The sequence below is a fragment of the Rubrivivax sp. JA1055 genome (assembly GCF_020966565.1).
Taxonomy (GTDB): Bacteria; Pseudomonadota; Gammaproteobacteria; order Burkholderiales; family Burkholderiaceae_C; genus Rubrivivax; species Rubrivivax benzoatilyticus.
In genome coordinates, this window is record NZ_JAJKFP010000007.1 from 395191 (window position 1) to 413555 (window position 18365).

Below are 18365 nucleotides of genomic sequence, written 5' to 3' on the forward strand. Positions count from 1 at the left end.
CACCTCGTTGGCATCGCGGCCGACGAGCCCGGCGTAGACACCCGGCGCGGTCGCACCTTCGCTGTTGATCAGCAGCACACGGGCGTGGCGGTCCAGCCCCAGCCGCTCACGCGCCGCCGGGTCGGCGCACAGCGCCTGCAGCGCCGCCAGCCCGGCGACCCCCGATTCGCCGCCGACCAGCGGCAGGTCGCCGTGTGCGCCGTCGGCCAGTTCGCGCATCGCCTGCGCGGCGGCCTCGTCGGGCACGGTCATGAAGGTGTCGACCGCCGGCGCGAGGAAACGCCAGGCCAGCGGCGACGGTTCGCCGCAAGCCAGCCCGGCCATCAGCGAGTCGGTGCTGCCGCTGGCGCGCACCGCGCGGCCGGCGAGCGCGCTCTGCAGCAGGCAGTCGGCCTGCTCGGGCTCGACGACGATGAACCGCGGCCGCGCCGCACCGGCGGCTTGCCACAGCCGGCTGACGATGCCCGCGGCCAGCCCGCCGACGCCGCCTTGCAGCAAGACGTGGGTGTAGGGTGTGTCGACCAGCTCCAGCACCTCGTCGGCGATGACGGCGTAGCCCTGCATCACGTCGCGCGGCACGGCTTCGTAGCCTTCGTACGAGGTGTCGGAGACGACCTCCCAGCCGTTGGCCGCGGCCAGGCGCGCGGCTTCGACGACCGAATCGTCGTAGTCGCCGGCGATGCGCACGATCTCGGCGCCGAAGGCGGCGATCGCGTCTTCACGCTCGCGGCTCACCTGGGCGTGCAGCACGATGACGCAGCGGCAGCCCAGGCTCTGCGCCGCGGCGGCGAGTGCACGGCCGTGGTTGCCGTCGGTCGCGGCGATGACGGTGAAACCGGCTAGCGCGGCGGCGTGGTGGCCAGCGAAGAGATCGACGGCATTCCAGCCGGCGCCGTCGAAGCGGCGCTGCACCAGGCGCAGCAGCGCATACGGCGCACCCAGCGCCTTGAAGCTGGCCAGCGGCGAACGCCGGCTCTCGTCCTTCAGGTCGACGGCGGCCAGGCCCAGCGCCGTGGCGCGGCCGGGCAGGGACCACAGCGGCGTCGGCTGGCGCGCCAGCAGCGGCCAGTGGGCCAGCGCCTCGCGGGCGTCGCGGGCGGCGTCGGCGTTCAGCAGCGCCGCGAGTTCGGCGTCGTAAGGGCGGCGCGTGGCCTGCGGGTTGTGGACGATCACGGGCGGGTCTCGGAGGCGTGGGCGGGCAGGCGCAGGCGCACGAGTTCGGCGAACCAGCGTGCGCCGACGGGCAGCAGCGCGTCGTTGAAGTCGTAGCCGGCGTTGTGCAGCGGTGTCGCGCCGGGTTCGCTGCCGGCGCCGTTGCCGAGGAAGACGAAGGCGCCGGGGCGGTGCAGCAGGAAACGGCCGAAGTCCTCGGACGCCATCACCGGCGGCGTGTCGCCGTCGATCTGTGCGGCCGCGACGACGCGGCGCGCGGCTTGCAGCGCCGCGGCCACCGGCGCGGCGTGGTTGATCGTCGGCGCGAACTCGTGCGTGTACTCGACCTCGTAGCGTGCGCCGTGGGCCTGCGCGATGCCGTCGGCCAGCTCGCGGATGCGGCGCTCCAGCAGCGCCTGGACCTCCGGCGCGTAGCTGCGCGTGTCGCCTTGGATCACCACCTCGGACGGCACCGCGTTGCGGATGCCGTCGGTGTGGAACTCGGTGCACGACAGCACCGCCGGCTGCTGCGGGTCGACCGAACGTGCGACGACGGTCTGCAGCGCCAGCACGATCTCGGCGCCGACGACCAGCGGGTCGACCAGCTGGTGCGGCCGCGCCGCGTGGCCGCCGCGGCCGTGCACGCGGATGACGAAGTTGTCCTCGCTGGCCATCAGGCCGCCGACGCGTGTGGCGATCTGCCCGGCCGGCAGCCCCGGCATGTTGTGCACGCCGTAGATCTCGTCGAACGGAAAGCGCTCCAGCAGCCCGTCGGCCAGCATCGCCGCGGCGCCGCGGCCGTGTTCCTCGGCCGGCTGGAAGACGAAACGCACCGTGCCGTCGAAGCCGCCGCCTTCGGCCAGCAGCTGCGCCGCCGCCAGCAGCATCGCCATGTGGCCGTCGTGGCCGCAGGCGTGCATGCGGCCGGCGTGTTGCGACGCGTAGTCACGGCCCGGCGCGTGCTCGGTGATCGCCAGCGCGTCCATGTCGGCGCGCAGCGCGACGATGCCCGGCCCGTGGCCGCGGCGCAGCGTGCCGACGACGCCGGTGCCGCCGATGCCGCGTTCGACCTCGAGGCCCAGCAGCGAGAGCACCTGCGCGACACGTTCGGCGCTGCGGTGTTCGTCGAAGCCGGTCTCGGGGAAACGGTGGAAGTCGTGGCGCCAGCGGCGCCAGGTGGTTTCGGCGTCGGGGGCGGGTGTGGCGAGGTCCATCGGCGTGCGGCGGCGTGGGCGGGCCTCCATTGTTGGGGCCGCTGCACGAGACCGGCGCTCGCTGATCGGCCGCCGCGTGATCGAAACGTCCCGTGTTGCGGCGCCGTGGCGCGCCGCTGTCTCAGTCCTCGCTCGGCACCAGCCCGGCGAGCAGGGCTGCCGCGGCCTCGAACTCCAGGTTCTGCACCTCGCGCTCGAGGGCGCTGAAACCCGTGTCACCCAGGGCCGCAGACAGCGTGCCGGCCAGCGACTCGACCCGTTCGACCGCGCTCAGGTCACCCTGGGCCAGCAGTGCCAGCAGCTCGGCCAGTTCGCCGGCCTGCAGCGGCCGCGCGCTCGCTGCGCGTGCCGGCACGGCGTCGATGAAGGCGGCGGCCGCGGCGCGCAGCCGGGCGGCCTCGCCGGCCACGGCGTCGATCAGCGCCTCGAGTTCGGCCGGCGGCAGGCTGCCGGCGGGGGGCTGATCCGCCTCCTCGGCGTCCACCAGCCGGCGGCAGGCGTGTTCGGCGCTCGAGGCGGCGCGTTGCAGCGCTTCCGCACCGATCGTGCCGGCCAGGCCCTTCAGGTCGTGCAGCCGGGCCCGGGCGGTGGTCGGGTCGCGGGCGATCTGGCTCAGGACGTCGGCGTGTTCGACGATGCGCTTCAGCATCGTGCGCAGCAGCCCGGTGTCGCCACGCAGCCGGCGGCAGGCTGCCGCGGCGTCGACGCCGTCGATGCTCGGCCAGTCCGGCGGCAGCGGCACCAGCGCCGCCGGCGCCGCGGGTGGTGCTGACGTCGTGCCCCAGACGACGCGGCGCAGCGCCGCGACCAGCGCCGGCGGGTCGAAGGGTTTGCCGATGACTTCGTTCATGCCGGCGGCGCGGGCTCGCGCCTGCTCGCTGCGCGAGACGCCGGCGGTCAGGCCGACGATGGGCAGCGTGTCCAGGCCGAGCACGCCGCGGATGCGCCGCGTGGCGTCTAGGCCGTCGAGCACCGGCATCTGCACGTCCATCAGCACGATGTCGAAGTCGGCCGGGCCGGCCTCCAGCCGCTCGACGGCCTGCAGCCCGTTGCCGGCGAGCTGCACGCGGGCGCCTTCGCCTTCGAGCAGGCGGCGCGCGACGTCCTGGTTGACGCTGCTGTCGTCGACGACCAGCACGCGCAGGCCCTCCAGGCCGCTGCCCGCAACGTCGGACTCCTCGGCCGGGGCTTCCATCGAGTCGACGACCGGCAGGTCCAGCACGACGCCGAAGCGGCTGCCGCGGCCGGGCTCGCTGTCCAGCGTCAGCGTGCCGTCCATCAGCGCGACCAGCTGGCGCACGATCGACAAGCCCAGCCCGGTGCCGCCGAAGCGCCGCGTCGTCGACGCGTCGGCCTGCACGAAGGGCTCGAACAGCCCCGCCTGCGCCGCCTGCGGGATGCCGATCCCGGTGTCCTCGACCGCGAACTCGACCTGCAGCCGCCCGGGCGCCGACAGCCGGTGCCGCAGCAGCAGGCGCACGCTGCCGCGTTCGGTGAACTTGATCGCGTTGCCGACGAGGTTGATCAGCACCTGCCGCAGCCGCGTGCTGTCGCCCTCGACGCCGGGGGGCAGCGGGCCGCCGGTGTCGACGACGAACTCGATGCCCTTCTGCTGGGCCTGCAGGCCCATCAGCGCGGCGACGTCGCGCACCAGCCGGCCGAGATCGAACGGCACACGCTCCAGCGCCATCTCGCCGGCCTCGATCTTGGACAGGTCGAGCACGTCGTTGATCAGCGCCAGCAGCGCGTTGCTGGCGAGCTGGATGCGACCGAGCATGTCGGCCTGCTCGCCCTGCAGCGGCGTGCGGCCCAGCAGGTAGGCCAGGCCGATGACGGCGTTCAGCGGCGTGCGGATCTCGTGGCTCATGTTGGCCAGGAACTGGCTCTTGGCACGGTTGGCCTGGCGTGCCTGCTGCATCGCCTCGTGCAGCGAACGCTCCTGGCGCTGGCGTGCGCTGATGTCGTGTGCGATGCCCAGGTAGCCGGCGGGCGCCCCGGCGGCGTCGAGCATCGGCGTGACGGCCAGCGACACCGGCACGCGGCTGCCGTCGCGCCGCCGGTAGACCCGCTCTCCCGGCGCCTGCCCGGAGCGTGCGGCGATGGCCGCGAAACCGGTGCCGGCGTCCACCGCCCGGCCGTCGTCGAGTTCGACGAAGTCCGGGGCCTGCGGCGCGCTGCCGGCCTCGGCGGCGCTCCAGCCCAGCAGCAGCTCGGAGCCCTTGTTGAAGACGTTGACGCGGCCGTCGGCCCCGGTGGCGACGATCGACACCTGGGTCGAGGCCTCGAGCACCGTGCGCAGCAGCGTCAGCGTGCGCTGCAGCGCCTGCTCGGCGCGCTTGCGGTCGCTGATGTCGGTGCGGATCGACACGTACTTCTCGACCCGGCCCTCGGCGTCCAGGAAGGGCGCGATCACCGAGTCGACCCAGTACAGCGAGCCGTCCTTGGCGCGGTTGCAGACCTCGCCGTGCCAGCTGTGGCCGGAGGCGATCGTGCGCCACATGCCGGTCCAGAACGTGCTGTCGTGCTGGCCCGAGTTGACGATGCGGTGGTTCTGGCCGATCAGCTCGTCGGCGCGGTAGCCCGAGACGCGGCAGAAGGCTTCGTTGACCTCGACGATGCGCCCGGCGCGGTCGGCCACCGAGACGATGGCGTGGCGGTCCAGCGTCTGCAGCAGCGCGGCGTTGTCGCGCTGCGCCGCGGCCAGGCGCAACCGGCTCTCGTTGAGCTCGGTGACGTCGTGCACGAAGGAGTAGAAGCCGCGCACGCCCCCGTCGGCGTCGACGTCCGGCACGTACTGCACGAGCGCGTGGCGCGCGCCGCGGTGCGCCATCGGCGGGGTCGTGATCTCGAAGCGGCAGCTTTCGCCGGCCAGCGCGGACTGGATGCGCGGCAGGTTCTGCTCGTACAGCGCCTGGCCGAGCACCTCGTGCATCGGCATGCCGTGAACACGCTCGGGCTCGATGCCGAACCAGTCGCCGTAGGCACGGTTGGCGACACGATTGCGCAGCCCCGAGTCCCAGTAGCCGATCATCGACGAGGTGGCGTCGAGCACCATCTGCAGGTCGTGGCGCGCGGCCTCGAGCAGTGCTGTGCGCTCGCGCACCTGGTCTTCCAGCGTGGCGTTGAGTTCGCGCACGCGGCGTTCGGCAGCGCGTGCGTCGCGCACGTCGCGGATCGTCTTGGCCGAGCCGACGCAGCGTCCGTCGGGGCCGCGGATCGGTGACGCGGTGATCGAGACCTCGATCAGCGTGCCGTCGCGGTGGCGGCGTTCGGTCTCGAAGACCTTGACGCGGTCGCCGCGCGCCACGGTGGCCAGCAGCCCGTGATCCTCGGCTTCGCGGTCCGGCGGCACCAGCAGCTCGGTCGCCCGGTGGCCCAGCACCTGGGCCGCGGTGTAGCCGAACAGGCGCTCGGCGCCGCTGTTCCAGTCGGTGATCGTGCCGTCCAGCGTCTGCACGATGATCGCGTCGTTCGAGTCCTCGACGATGGCCGCCCGCCGTGCCTGTTCCAGGCGCTGGCTGCGCCCGCGGTGCAGCAGCCGCGTGAGCACCGCAGCCAGCGTCGCGCAGACGCTGCCCAGCAGCAGCACCTCGAGGAACTCGGCGCGTGGCGACGGCTGCTTCAGCCCGTCGACGAAGGTCTGCCGCGCCTGCAGCTGCAGCTGCCACTCGCGGCCGAACATCGCCAGGCGCAGCGCGTGCCGCGGCAGCCCGTCCCCCCGCTGGCCTGCGATGCTGTCGTAGAAACCTTCGTCCTGGGTCAGGTCGCCGTCGTCGATGCGCAAACCGAACAGGCTGCTGTCGGGCAGGTCGGCCAGCACCTCGTCGATGACCAGCGGCGTGTACGCCCAGCCGAGCGCCGCCGCTTCGCGGCGCTGCGGCGTCGACACGTCGGCACCGGCAGGGTAGATCGGCAGCAGCATCAGGAACGACCGTGCCCGGCGCGCCGGCTCCTGCAGCAGCGTGACCGGAGCGCTGATCGTCACCTGGCCGCTGCGCATCGCGCTCACCGCGGCGTCCAGGCGCCGCGGCTCCGAGGCGATGTCCAGACCGAGCGCGACGCGGTTGAGCTCCACCGGCTCGAAGAACTGGATCAGGTAGAGCTCGCCCGAATGCAGCGCCAGCGACTGCACCTGGTAGTCGGGCCAGCCGTCGCGGCGCTGCGCCGCGACGAACCCCGGCACCTCGTCCTCGGCGACGCGGCGCACGATGCCGAAGCCGCGTGTTCCCGGGAACTCGCGCGCCAGGTCCCAGGTCAGGCTGTGGCGGCGGAAGTCGGCGCGCCGCATCGCCTGCGCGCCGGCAGCGGCGTAGGCGCCGCGTGCCGCGCGCAGGCCGTACTCGTAGCGGTCCATGCGCTTGTGGATCTCGACGGCGACGCGCTCGGCCAGCTTCGTGAAGGCGGCGTCGGCTTCGGCCGCGTTCTGGCGCGCCTGCTGCTGCCAGGCCAGCGTCGCGCCGGCCAGCGCCAGGGCCAGCGTCAGCGCGGCCGCCAGCAGCGGCCGGCGCCAGGACCTCAGGTCGAGGCGGCGGGCGACACCCGGGGCGGCGGCAGCGTGCATGTGGCGATCTCGTGCGGGCGCCCGGGAGTGCCCAGGTCGGCGTAGTCCTGCAGCCAGGCGCGCGCGCGCCCGGCGGCCTTGGCGGCATAAAGCGCCTGGTCGGCGCAGCGCAGCAGTTCGTCGGCACGGTCGGCGATCGCGGTCGCCGCGGCTTCGCTCGCACCCGGCCACAGCGCGCTGTCGGCGTCCAGGCAGGCGACGCCCAGGCTGGTGCTGACGATGCCGGCGGTGGGCGAGTCCTCGTGCGCCAGCGCCCGCTCGCGCAGGCCCTGCATCACGCGCTCGGCGACGATGGTCGCGCCGCCACGGTCGGTCTGCGGCAGCACGATCGCGAACTCCTCGCCGCCGATGCGCGCGACGGCGTCGCCGGGGCGCCCGGCGGTCTCCCGCAGCACCTCGGCGACGGCGCGCAGGCAGGCGTCACCGGCAGGGTGGCCGTAGCGGTCGTTGAAACGCTTGAAGTGGTCGACGTCCAGCGCCACCAGCGCCATCGGCTGCGGCGCACGCACGCAGCGGCGCCACTCGCGTTCGAGCACGCGGTCGAAGCTGCGCCGGTTCAGCAGCCCGGTCAGCGCGTCGGTGGCCGCCACCGCGCGCAGCTCGTCGGTGAGGCGCTTGATGCGCAGCTGCGTGCGCACGCGCGCCAGCAGCAGCGGCTCGCTGACCGGCTTGGTGATGAAGTCCACCGCGCCGGTCTCCAGCCCCTTGAGCTCGAACTCCGGCCCGGTGTGGCCGGTGACGAAGATCACCGGCACCGCGGCCAGCGCCGGGTCGCGCTGCAGCTCGGCGCAGACCTCGTAGCCCGACATGCCGGGCATCTCGGCGTCCAGCAGCACCAGGTCGGGCGGTGCACGGCGGATCTGGGCCAGCGCCGACGGGCCGTCCTTCGCGTAGCGCAGCTGGCCGACGCCGGTCAGCAGCCGGGCCATCAACTGGATCATGGCCGGGTTGTCGTCGACGATCAGCAGCGTGCTGCGTGCCGTGTCGGCGCCGGAGGTGTGCATGGCCGCCTCCTCAGGCCGGCGTGCCGGCGACGCGGAACACCGAGACCAGCTGGGCCAGGCGTGCCGCCTGGTCGCGCAGCCGCTCGGTGGCGGCGGCGCTTTCCTCGACCAGCGCGGCGTTGTTCTGCGTCGCGCTGTCGATCTGCGCCATCGCCTCGCCGACCTGGTGCACGCCGCTGGCCTGCTCTTCGCTGCCGCTGCGGATCTCGGCGACGATGGTGCCGACATGGCGGATGGCGTCGGTCAGTTCCTGCAGCGTCTGTCCGGCGTCGCGCACCCGGCCGCTGCCCTGCTCGACACGCGCGGCGCTGTCGGTGACCAGCGCCTTGATCTCCTGTGCCGCGACGGCGCTGCGCTGGGCCAGCGTGCGCACCTCGCCGGCGACGACGGCGAAACCGCGGCCGTGGTCGCCGGCACGCGCGGCCTCGACCGCGGCGTTGAGCGCCAGCAGCCGTGTCTGGTGGGCGATGCCGTCGATGACGCCGACGATGTCGAGCACGCGCCTGGAGCGCTCCTCGATCTCGCCCATCGTGTGCACCACCTGCTGCATCGCCTCGCCGCCGCGGCCGGCGATCGTGCACGCCCGCGCCGCGAGCTGGTCGGCCTGGCCGGCGCGGTCGGCGTTGTGGCGCACCGTCGAGCCGAGCTGGTCCATCGTCGCGGCGGTCTGCTGCAGCGCGCTGGCCTGGGTCTCGGTGCGGGCGCTGATGTCGGCGCTGCCGACGGCGATCTCGCGCGTGCCGACGGCGATCGAGTCGCTGCCGTCGCGCACCTGGCGCACGACGTGTTGGAGCTTGTCGCTCATCGTCGCCAGCGCGCGCATCAGCGCGGCGATCTCGTCGCGGCCGCGGGCCTCGATGTGGTGCGTCAGGTCGCCGTCGGCCACCGCCTCGGCGACGCCGACGGCCTGGGCCAGCGGCCGCACGATCGAGCGCCGCAGCGCGATCCCGGCGACGGCCGCGCCGATCAGCGCCAGCGTGCTGAAGCCGACCAGCACCAGGCGCTGCCCTTCGGCCTCGGCCAGCGCCGAAGCCACGGCGTCGGCGCTCTGGCGCTTGGCGAGGTCGTCGTAGTCGTGCGCGGCCTGCGCCAGTTCACCCAGCAGCGGCCGGCAGTCGCGGTTCATCATCAGCCGGGCTTCGTCGCGCCGGCCTTGCGCGGCGAGTGCGACGACCTGCAGCGCCACCGGCGCGTAGCGGCGTTCGACGTCTTCTATGCGGGCGACCAGGCGGCGCGCCTCGTCGCTGGTGTCGGCGTCGTCGTGCACGTGGCGCTTGAGGTCGTCCAGGATGCGGGCGACCTGCTCGTGGGCTTCGCGCGCCGCCGTGCCTTCGCGGGCGATGTCGGCGGCGTCGTCGAGCAGCAGCATGTTGCGCGCCGCGATGGCCCGCTGCTCGACGGCGATGTGCATGTCGGCGGCCAGTGCGGCGCGGGCCTCGGCCCCGGCGACGTAGCCCCGCAGGCGCTCGGTGGCCCGCGTCAGGTCGTGTGCCGACAGCAGCGCCAGCACCAGCATCGCCGCCGGCAGCAGCGTGAAGGCCAGGGCAAGACGCTGGCTCAGCGTGATGCGCTCGATCATTTGAACGTCTCCATCGCGCACTATCCCTCTGTGCTTTGATGCTGGCGCTAGTTTCGGTGGCTTTTTTGATCCTATAAAAGATAGAAGTGTGAAATTTGATCGCTTGCATCGGAGATTCAGGAGGGAGACGGCGGTCTCCGGGCCCAGGCGGCGGGCACGAACGCGGTGCTAAGGTCGGCGCCGTGAATGCCCGTGCCCCGATGTCACCTTCCGAGCTCGACGCGCTCGACCTGCGCCTGCTCGACCTGCTGCAAGACGACGCCACGCTGCCGATGCGCACGCTGGCCGCCCGGGCCGGCTCGTCGCCGGCGACCTGCCAGCGCCGCATCGCCGCGATGCGCGCCTCGGGCGTGCTGCTGCGCCAGGTGGCGATCGTCGACCGCCAGCGGGTCGGCCGGCCGCTGACGGCTTTCGTCTCGGTCGAGCTGGACCGCCAGAACGATGCGCTGCTGCGCCAGTTCGAGCAGCGCATGGCGGCCGAGCCGGCGGTGCAGGCCTGTTACGAGGTCTCGGGCGAGTTCGACTTCCTGCTCGTCGTCACCGCGGCGTCGATGCAGGAGTACCACGCGTTCACGCGCGCCGCCTTCGCGTCGCACCACAACGTGCGCAACTTCAAGAGCACCTTCGCGATGCACTGCTCGAAGTTCGAGACCCGCGTGCCGCTGCGGCCGGCCGCCTCCGGCTGAGGCGCCCGCACCGCACGCACGATCGCGGCGCCGGCGGCCATGGCCCCGGCCTTGCATGCGCCGTCGCCGGCATGCCGCGCGGGCTTTAAGCTGCGCCGCCTCGACACCTCGCCCGACTGTCCATGTCCGTCCGCCTCCTGCCCGTGCCGCTGCTCTGCGCCTGTGCCGCCGCCGTCGCCCAGACGCCCGACGCGCGCCTGGCCGCCTGCGTCGAGATCGCCGCCGCCCCCGACCGCCTGGCCTGCTACGACCGCCTCGCCGGCCGCGCGCCGGTGGCGCCGCCGCCGGCCGCCGAGGCGCCGCCGACGCTGCTGGCCGCACGCGGCGCGCCGGTCGCCGACCCGGCCGAACCGCGCGAGACCAGCCTGCTGTCGCGCTTCTGGGAGCTCGACCGCGCCGACAAGCGCGGCATCTTCAACTTCACCGGCTACCGGCCGAGCTACGTGATGCCGGTGCACTACACCGACCGCATCAACCGGCGTCCGAAGACGCCGACCCAGCCCGAGCTCGACCAGCCCAACTACCGCAACGTCGAGGCCAAGTTCCAGCTGTCGGTGCGCGCCAAGCTGGCGCAGGGGCTGCTGCTGCCCGACGCCGACCTGTGGTTCGGCTACACCCAGCAGGTGCTGTGGCAGATCTGGAACACCACCGACTCCAAGCCCTTCCGCAACGCCGACTACGAGCCCGAGCTGATCTACATGGTGCCGACGCCGCAGGGGCTGCAGCGCTTGCCGCTGGGCTGGCGCTGGCGGTTCACCGAACTCGGCCTGGCGCACCAGTCCAACGGCCAGAGCGACCCGCTGTCGCGCAGCTGGAACCGCACCTATCTCGGCGCCGGCTTGGAGCGCGGGCCGTGGACGCTGCAGGCGCGCATCGCCCACCGGCTGTCGGAGTCGCGTGCCGACGACGACAACCCCGATCTGGTGCATTACCGCGGCCGCGCCGACTTCACGCTCGGCTGGGCCTCGGGGCCGCACGCCGCGTCGCTGCTGTACCGCACGACGCTGAAGGAGGGCCGCACCGGCGCCTTCCAGTTCGACTACACCTACCCGGTGTTCTCCGACCAGCCGAACGGATTGCGCTGGTACTTCCAGCTGTTCAGCGGCTACGGCGAGACGCTGACCGATTACAACTTCCGCCAGAACAGCGTCGGCCTGGGGCTGAGCTTCGTGCAGTTCTGACACCGGAGAGGCGATGACGATCCTGTTGCTGGACCTCGAATCCGCGCCGCCGGCCGAGCTGGCGCGCCGCCTGGACGACGCGCTGCGCGCCGACGGCTTCGTCGCCGTCACCGGCCACGGCGTGCCGGCCGACGTCGTCGCCGCGGCCTTCGACGCCAGCCGGCGCTTCTTCGCGCTGCCCGAGGCCGTCAAGTGCCGCTGGCACATCGACCGCTGGCCGCTGCACCGCGGCTTCGACCCGGTGGGCTGGCAGGCGCTGGACCCCAACCGCCCGGCCGACCTGAAGGAGAGCTTCTACCTCGGTGTCGAGGCGCTGGGCCCGAACCAGTGGCCCGACGAGGCGCTGGTGCCGGGCTTCCGCGCCGCGCTCGACGCCTACGCGGCGGCGCTGCGCACGCTGGCGGCGCGCATGATGGGGCTGTTCGAGCTGGCGCTGTCGCTGCCGCCGCGCCACTTCGACGTGTACACGCGGCGCCCGAACTGCGTCACCCGTCTGCTGCACTACCCGCCGGCGCCGGCCGTCGTGCTGCCCGGGCAGCTCGGCTGCGGCGCACACACCGACTGGGGTGCGCTGACGCTGCTGGCGCAGGACGACGCCGGCGGCCTGCAGGTGCAGCGCGCCGACGGCCGCTGGCTCGACGTCGAGCCGGTGCCCGGCGCCTTCGTCGTCAACATCGGCGACATGACGCGGCGCTGGACCAACGACCGCTGGCGCTCGACGATGCACCGCGTCGTGCCGCGCCGCGTCGGCATCGAGCGCTGGTCGATCGCCTACTTCTTCGACCTCGACGCCGACGCGCTGGTCGCGCCGCTGCCAACCTGCGTCGACGCCGCGCACCCGGCGCGCTACGCGCCGATCACCGCCGGCGAGCACCTGGCCGAGATGTACCGCCGCACCACGCTGTCCGGCTGAGCTGGCGCACGGGGCGGGCGGCGCGGCGGGCGGATACTCGCGGCCGTATTCCCGTCCCTGCCTCCTCCCCATGACCGACTTCCTCGTCCGCGGCGCCGCCGAACTGTGGACCGGCCGCCGCGACACGATGCGCGTGCGCGGGCCGGTGGACCTGCGTGTGCGCGCCGGCCGCGTCGCCGCCATCGGCACGCTGGCCGCCGAGCCCGGCGAACGTGTGCTCGACGCCGCCGGCTGCATCGTCTACCCGGCCTGGGTCAACACCCACCACCACCTGTTCCAGAGCCTGCTGAAGGCCATCCCCGAGGCCATCAACCTGCCGCTCGTGCCCTGGCTGGGCGCGGTGACGGTGCCGTACCGCGCCGGCTTCCGCGACGAGCACGCGTTCCGCACCGCGGTGCGTGTCGGCCTCGTCGAACTCGCGCTGTCGGGCTGCGGCACGGTGGCCGACCACCAGTACCACGTCTACCCGGGCATGGACTACGACCCGTCGGCGGTCTGCTTCGAGGAGGCCGAGCGTCTGGGCCTGCGTTTCGTGCTCTGCCGCGGCGGCCAGACGCTGCCCAGCGCCGACGCCCCGCCCGAAGCCGTGCCCGAGACGCTGGAGCAGTTCCTGGCCGGTGTCGAACACGACGCGGCGCGTTTCCACGACCCCTCGCCGCACGCGATGCGGCGTGTCGTCAGCGCGATCACGACGCCGCACACCAGCTGCACTTCGGGCGAACTGCGCGAGATCGCGCGCCATGCGCGCGGTCTGGGGCTGCGCCTGCACAGCCATCTGTCGGAGACCGACGACTACCTGCGCTGGGCACGCGAGCACCACGGCTGCTCGCCGATCGAGTTCGCCGAACGCCACGAGTGGCTGGGCCCGGACGTCTGGTACGCGCACATGGTGCATCTGGACGACGCCGAGCTGCGCCGCTGCGCCGAGACCGGCACCGGCATCGCGCACTGCCCGCAGAGCAACGCGCGGCTGGGTTCGGGCATCGCGCGCATTCCCGAGGCGCTGGCCGCCGGCGTGCCGGTCGGCCTGGCGGTCGACGGTGCGGCGTCCAACGAAGCCTGCGACATGTTCAGCGAAGCCCATGCCTGCTGGCTGACGCACCGCGCCGACCCGCGTTCGGGCCGCTTCGCCGGCCAGCCCGGCGGCCATGCCGGGGCGATGACGGTCGAGGACGTGGTGCACGTCGGCACCGCCGGCGGCGCGCGGGTGCTGGGGCTGGACGGCGTCGGCACGCTGGCCGTGGGGCAGGGCGCTGATTTCGCGGTCTACGACCCGCGCGAGCCGCGCCACTTCGGCCTGCACGACCGGGCGGTGGCGCCGGTGGTCAGCGGCGGTCGCACGCCGCTGAAGGCGCTGGTCGTCGCCGGGCGTGTCGTCGTCGAGGACGACGCGATTCCCGGGCTGGACCTGGCGGCGCTGCGCGAAGACGCGGCGCGCTGGGTGCGCACGCTGCGCCGCTGATCAGGCCGCCTCGAGGCGGAAACGCGCCACCAGCGCCTGCAGCGCCTCGGCCTGGCGGTGCAGGCTGTCGGAGGCCGCGGCGCTCTGCTCGACGAGCGCGGCGTTCTGCTGCGTCACGTCGTCCAGCGTCGTCACGGCCTGGCCGACCTGGTCGATGCCCGAACGCTGCTCGGCGCTGGCGTTGCCGATCTCGCCGACCAGCGTGCTGACACGCTCGACCTGGGCGACGATGGCGGTGATGCGCTCGCCGGCATCGGCGACCAGCCGGTTGCCCGACTCGACGGTGTCGCGGCTCTGGCCGATCAGCGTCTTGATCTCGCGCGCCGCCTCGGCGCTGCGCTGGGCCAGCAGGCGCACCTCGCCGGCCACCACCGCGAAGCCGCGGCCCTGCTCGCCGGCGCGGGCCGCCTCGACGGCCGCGTTGAGCGCCAGGATGTTGGTCTGGAAGGCGATGCCGTCGATCGTGCCGATGATGTCGCCGATGCGCTGAGAGCTGCTGCCGATGGCCTGCATCGTCTCCACGACACGCTGCATCGCCTCGCCGCCGGCGCCGGCGCCGGTGCTGGTTTCGGCGGCCAGGCGCGCGGCCTCGCCGGCGGTCTCGGCGTTGGAGCGCACGGTGGACGCCAGTTCCTCCATCGACGCCGCGGTCTGCTGCAGGCTGCTGGCCTGCGATTCGGTGCGCCGGCTCAGGTCGGCGTTGCCGGTGGCGATCTCGGCGCTGCTGGTGGCGATCGAGTCGGCGGCGCCACGCAGTTCGCCGACGAGCTGCACCAGCGCCGCGTTCATGCGCGCCAGCGCGGTCAGCAATCGGCCGGTCTCGTCGCGCCCGCCTTCGGGGATGCGGCTGCTCAGGTCGCCGGCGGCGACACGGTCGGCCACGGCGACGGCGGCGTTCAGCGGCACCGTGATCGAGCGCGTGATCAGCCAGGCCAGCAGCGCGCCGGTGGCCAGCGCGATCAGCGCCGCGACGATCATCATCACGCGCGCCCGGTCGTAGGCGGCAGCGTCCTCGGCGGTGGCGTCCTTCATTGCCGTCTGGCTGAACTTCTGCAGCTCGCGCAGCGCGCCGGCGAAGGCGTGCAGCGAGTCGTAGGTCTGGCCGAAGAGCTGCGCCGCGGCGGCGCCTTCGTCGGCGTTCTCCACCGTCTTGAAGACCTCGGCGACCTCTTGTTTGTAGCGCTGGCGCGCGGCCTCGGCCTTGTCGAACAAGGCCACCGCCTCGGCATCGTCGAGCAGCGGCTTGAGCTCGGCCATCGCGTCGTCGAAGGCCTTGACGTTGACCTCCAACCGTTCGCGTGCCTTGGCCAGGCGTTCGGGGCTGGTGTCGCCGACGATCTGCATCACGCGGCCGATGCTGCCGCGCACGTTGTCCAGCGCCGCGCCGACCAGCGCCACCTTGCGGTACTCGGTGACGGTGATGTGCTCGGTGCGCGTGTGCATGCCGGACATCGTCCAGCCGGCCAGCGCCAGCGTCGCCACCATCAGCAGCAGCACGGCGACGAAGGCGGCGCCCAGGCGCACGCCGATGCGGAGATCACGGAAAACAGTCATGCCAGCCCTCGTCGACCATTCGGAACTAACGGGTCTATCGGTCCGGGGGGCGAGCGGCTTGAGCGCACGTTGTCAACAATTTCATCAATGTTGCCAATCGAGGCGATGTTGACCCGTGCCGGCCCGGGGCGAGCGCCATGCGGGACAATACGGACATGATCCAGCAGCGCACCCTGAAGAGCCTCACGAGGGCCGTGGGCGTCGGCGTCCACAGCGGGCAGAAGGTCGAGCTGACCCTTCGCCCGGCCCCGCCGGACACCGGCATCGTCTTCCGCCGCATCGATTTGCCGGTGCCGGTGGACATCCCGGTGCGTCCCGACACCGTCTGCGACACGCGCATGGCGACGACGATCAGCCCCGGCGGCGACCCCGGCGCGCCCAAGGTGCAGACCATCGAGCACCTGCTGTCGGCCTGCGCCGGTCTCGGCCTGGACAACGTCTACATCGACATCACCGCCGAGGAGGTGCCGATCCTCGACGGCTCGGCGGCGAGCTTCGTCTTCCTGCTGCAGAGCGCCGGCATCCAGCTGCAGAACGCGCCCAAGCGTTTCCTGCGCGTGAAGAAGCCGGTCGAGCTGCGCGAAGGCGAGGGCCCGACGCTGAAGTGGGCGCGCCTGGAGCCGTACCACGGCTACAAGCTGAGCTTCGAGATCGAGTTCCACCACCCGGCGCTCGACGCCACCGGCCAGCGCCACGAGTTCGACTTCGGCAGCGGCCGCTACAAGACCGACATCGCGCGCGCGCGCACCTTCGGCTTCACGAAGGACGTCGAGATGATGCGTTCGCGCGGGCTGGGCCTGGGCGGCAGCATGGACAACGTCATCGTCGTCGACGAGTACCGCGTGCTCAATGCCGACGGCCTGCGCTACGACGACGAGTTCGTGAAGCACAAGATCCTCGACGCGATCGGCGACATGCACGTCGCCGGCCAGCCGCTGCTGGCCAGCTACACCGCCTTCAAGGGCGGCCATGCGCTGAACAACAAGCTGCTGCGCAAGCTGCTGGCCGACAGCACGGCCTACGAGATCGTCAGCTTCGAGCGCGAGAGCGACGCCCCGCGCGGCTTCGCCGAGCTGGCGCCGGCCTGGTGACACGCGGCCGATGCTGATCTTCCGCCTCGTCTTCGGCCTGCTGCTGCTGGCCGGGCTGCTGTGCTTCGCGATGTACATCGCCACCGGCCAGACCGGCTGGCGCCGGCGCGGCATCGTCATCGTCAAGTGGACGGTGCTGGCGGCGATCGGCTTCTTCGCGGTGCTGATCCTCGAGCGCCTGGCGCTGATGCTGTAGCGCTCGGCGCGGCGGTTATGCTCGCCGCGCCATGATCGTCGAGTCCTTCTTCGGGCTGTCCCGCGAGCCGTTCTCGATCGCGCCGGACCCGCGGTTTCTCTACCCCAGCGAGCAGCACCGCGAGGCGCTGGAGCTGCTGAACTACGGGCTGGCGCGCGGCGCGAGCTTCGTGCTGCTGACCGGCGAGATCGGCGCCGGCAAGACGACGCTCTGGCGCACGTTCCTGGAGCAGCTGCCGTCCAACGTCGACGTCGCCAGCGTCGTCAACCCGAAGCTCGGCGTCGACGCGCTGATCGCCCGTGTCTTCGAGGACCTGCACGTCGAGCTGCCGGCCGCCGACGGCCCGGTGGACATGATCGACGCGCTGCACGGCCACCTGCTGCTGGCCCATGCCCAGGGCCGGCGCACGCTGATCGTCATCGACGAGGCGCAGGCGCTGTCGCACGAGGTGCTGGAGCAGCTGCGCCTGCTGACCAACCTGGACTCCAGCGGCCGCAAGCTGCAGGTGCTGCTGATCGGCCAGCCCGAGCTGCGCGGCATGCTCGCGCGCCCGGAGCTCGAGCCGCTGGCGCAGCGCATCGTCGTGCGCGCCCACCTGGGCGCGCTGACCGAGGCGCAGACGGCGGCCTATGTCGAGCACCGGCTGCGCGTGGCCGGGCTGCAGGGGGCGCTGCCGTTCGACGGCGAGGCGCTGGGCCTGGTGCACCGCTTCAGCGGCGGCGTGCCGCGGCGTGTCAACGTGCTCTGCGACCGCGCGCTGGCGCTCGCCGCCGAGGCCGGGCAGCGGCGTGTCGACGTCGTGCGGCTCGAACGCGCCGCGCACGACGTCGCCGGCCCGCCGGTGCGGCCGGCGACGCCGCCGTCGGCCGTGATCGCCGCGCCGGGCGGCGCCCCGGCGCGTGTGGCGCCCTGGGCCTTCGTCGCCGGCGCCGGGCTGGTGCTGGCCGCGGCGCTGGGCGCCCTGTCCTGGCGCGATGCCGCGCCGCCGGCGGCGGCGGCCGTGGTGGCTCCGGCGGCTCGGGCGCCGGGCGCGACGGTGGCCGCGGCCCCCGCACCCGCCGCGTTCGCCTCCGCACCCGTGGCCGCACCGGCGGTCGCCCCGGTGGCCGCGCCGCCCTCGCCAACGCTGCCGCCGGCCGAACCGGCGTCGCCGGCAGCGGCCCCGAGCCCGCTGGCGGCACGCGCCGAGCTGCCGCCGCAGGCCTTGCTGCCGGCGGTGCACGACTACGCCTGGTTCAGCGGCGACGGTGCCGACGAGGTCGGCGCGCGGCGCCGGCTGGCCCGGCTGTGGGGCCTGGGGCGTGTCGTCGGCGATCCCTGCGCGGCGGCTGCGGCGGCGGCCGGCCTGGCCTGCTGGAGCGGCCGGGTGCCGCTGTCGACGCTGCGTCAGCTCGACCGTCCCGGCCTGCTGCATCTGGCCGACGAACGCGGCCGGCCGGGTTACGCGCTGCTGGTGGCGCTGGACGAGGACACGGCGACGCTGCAGATCGCCGAGCGCCGCGAGCATGTGCCGCTGCTGAAGCTGGCGCGCTGGTGGCACGGCGGCTTCACGACGCTGTGGCGGCCGCCGTCCGACACCGCGTGGACGGCGCTGCTGCAGGCGCTCGACACCGAGACCGCCACCGACGCGGCCTCGCTGGCGCGGCGCATCGCCGGTTTCCAGCGCGCCCGCGGCCTGGCGGTCGACGGTGTCGCCGGCCCGCAGACGCTGATGCTGCTGGCGCGCGACGAACACGACGCCGAGCCGCGCCTCGGCCGCTGATCCGCCGCTG

Annotated in this window: 12 protein-coding genes and 1 pseudogene; 7 read left to right on the forward strand and 6 right to left on the reverse strand. The window is 73.3% G+C overall.

The features are described 5' to 3' along the window. Positions 1-12: 12 nt before the first annotated feature. The 5 genes and pseudogenes from LOC65_RS18375 to LOC65_RS18395 all read right to left on the reverse strand — a co-directional run. Positions 13-1173 (reverse strand): annotated as a pseudogene (locus tag LOC65_RS18375) (diaminopropionate ammonia-lyase); the annotation flags it as partial. Then, complete coding sequence (locus LOC65_RS18380) at positions 1170-2366, reverse strand: amidohydrolase (protein WP_230248622.1); 1197 nt, start codon at positions 2364-2366, stop codon at positions 1170-1172. The gene LOC65_RS18380 and the pseudogene LOC65_RS18375, both read right to left, overlap by 4 nt. Before the next feature lie 121 nt (positions 2367-2487). Next, positions 2488-6927 (reverse strand): PAS domain S-box protein, encoded by a 4440-nt coding sequence (locus LOC65_RS18385; protein ID WP_230248623.1) that lies wholly within the window; start codon positions 6925-6927, stop codon positions 2488-2490. Continuing rightward, positions 6882-7931: a diguanylate cyclase gene (locus LOC65_RS18390; RefSeq protein ID WP_230248624.1), complete on the reverse strand. Its 1050-nt coding sequence runs from the start codon at positions 7929-7931 to the stop codon at positions 6882-6884. The genes LOC65_RS18385 and LOC65_RS18390 overlap by 46 nt, the downstream gene beginning before the upstream one ends. 10 nt (positions 7932-7941) lie before the next feature. Beyond that, the gene (locus tag LOC65_RS18395) at positions 7942-9510 is read right to left on the reverse strand and encodes a methyl-accepting chemotaxis protein (protein ID WP_230248625.1); all 1569 of its coding nucleotides are present in this window, start codon (positions 9508-9510) and stop codon (positions 7942-7944) included. Between the two features lie 200 nt (positions 9511-9710). On the opposite strand from LOC65_RS18395, the gene LOC65_RS18400 reads away from it, so the two are divergent. The 4 genes from LOC65_RS18400 to LOC65_RS18415 all read left to right on the forward strand — a co-directional run bounded on the left by LOC65_RS18400 (position 9711) and on the right by LOC65_RS18415 (position 13752). Continuing rightward, positions 9711-10196: an Lrp/AsnC family transcriptional regulator gene (locus LOC65_RS18400; protein ID WP_230248627.1), complete on the forward strand. Its 486-nt coding sequence runs from the start codon at positions 9711-9713 to the stop codon at positions 10194-10196. A gap of 122 nt (positions 10197-10318) precedes the next feature. Continuing rightward, on the forward strand, positions 10319-11377 hold the full coding sequence (locus LOC65_RS18405; protein WP_164963353.1) for a phospholipase A: 1059 nt from the start codon (positions 10319-10321) through the stop codon (positions 11375-11377). A gap of 13 nt (positions 11378-11390) precedes the next feature. Next, a complete protein-coding gene (locus LOC65_RS18410) occupies positions 11391-12290 on the forward strand; it encodes an isopenicillin N synthase family oxygenase (RefSeq protein ID WP_230248628.1) in 900 nt (299 codons plus the stop codon). Between the two features lie 70 nt (positions 12291-12360). Then, positions 12361-13752, forward strand: a complete 1392-nt coding sequence (locus LOC65_RS18415; RefSeq protein WP_230248629.1) for an amidohydrolase family protein — start codon at positions 12361-12363, stop codon at positions 13750-13752. On the opposite strand, the gene LOC65_RS19535 is transcribed toward LOC65_RS18415, so the two are convergent. Next, on the reverse strand, positions 13753-15306 hold the full coding sequence (locus tag LOC65_RS19535; protein ID WP_310736948.1) for a methyl-accepting chemotaxis protein: 1554 nt from the start codon (positions 15304-15306) through the stop codon (positions 13753-13755). Between the two features lie 155 nt (positions 15307-15461). Between LOC65_RS19535 and lpxC the strand changes: the two genes are divergently transcribed. The 3 genes from lpxC to LOC65_RS18440 are packed head-to-tail and all read left to right on the forward strand — an operon-like array spanning position 15462 to position 18355. After that, a complete protein-coding gene (gene lpxC, locus LOC65_RS18430) occupies positions 15462-16397 on the forward strand; it encodes a UDP-3-O-acyl-N-acetylglucosamine deacetylase (RefSeq protein WP_009855944.1) in 936 nt (311 codons plus the stop codon). Between the two features lie 10 nt (positions 16398-16407). After that, on the forward strand, positions 16408-16593 hold the full coding sequence (locus tag LOC65_RS18435; protein WP_009855943.1) for a hypothetical protein: 186 nt from the start codon (positions 16408-16410) through the stop codon (positions 16591-16593). A 31-nt stretch (positions 16594-16624) separates the two neighbouring features. Further along, entirely contained in the window at positions 16625-18355 is a 1731-nt protein-coding gene (locus LOC65_RS18440; protein ID WP_230248630.1) for an ExeA family protein, read from the forward strand. Positions 18356-18365: the final 10 nt, after the last annotated feature.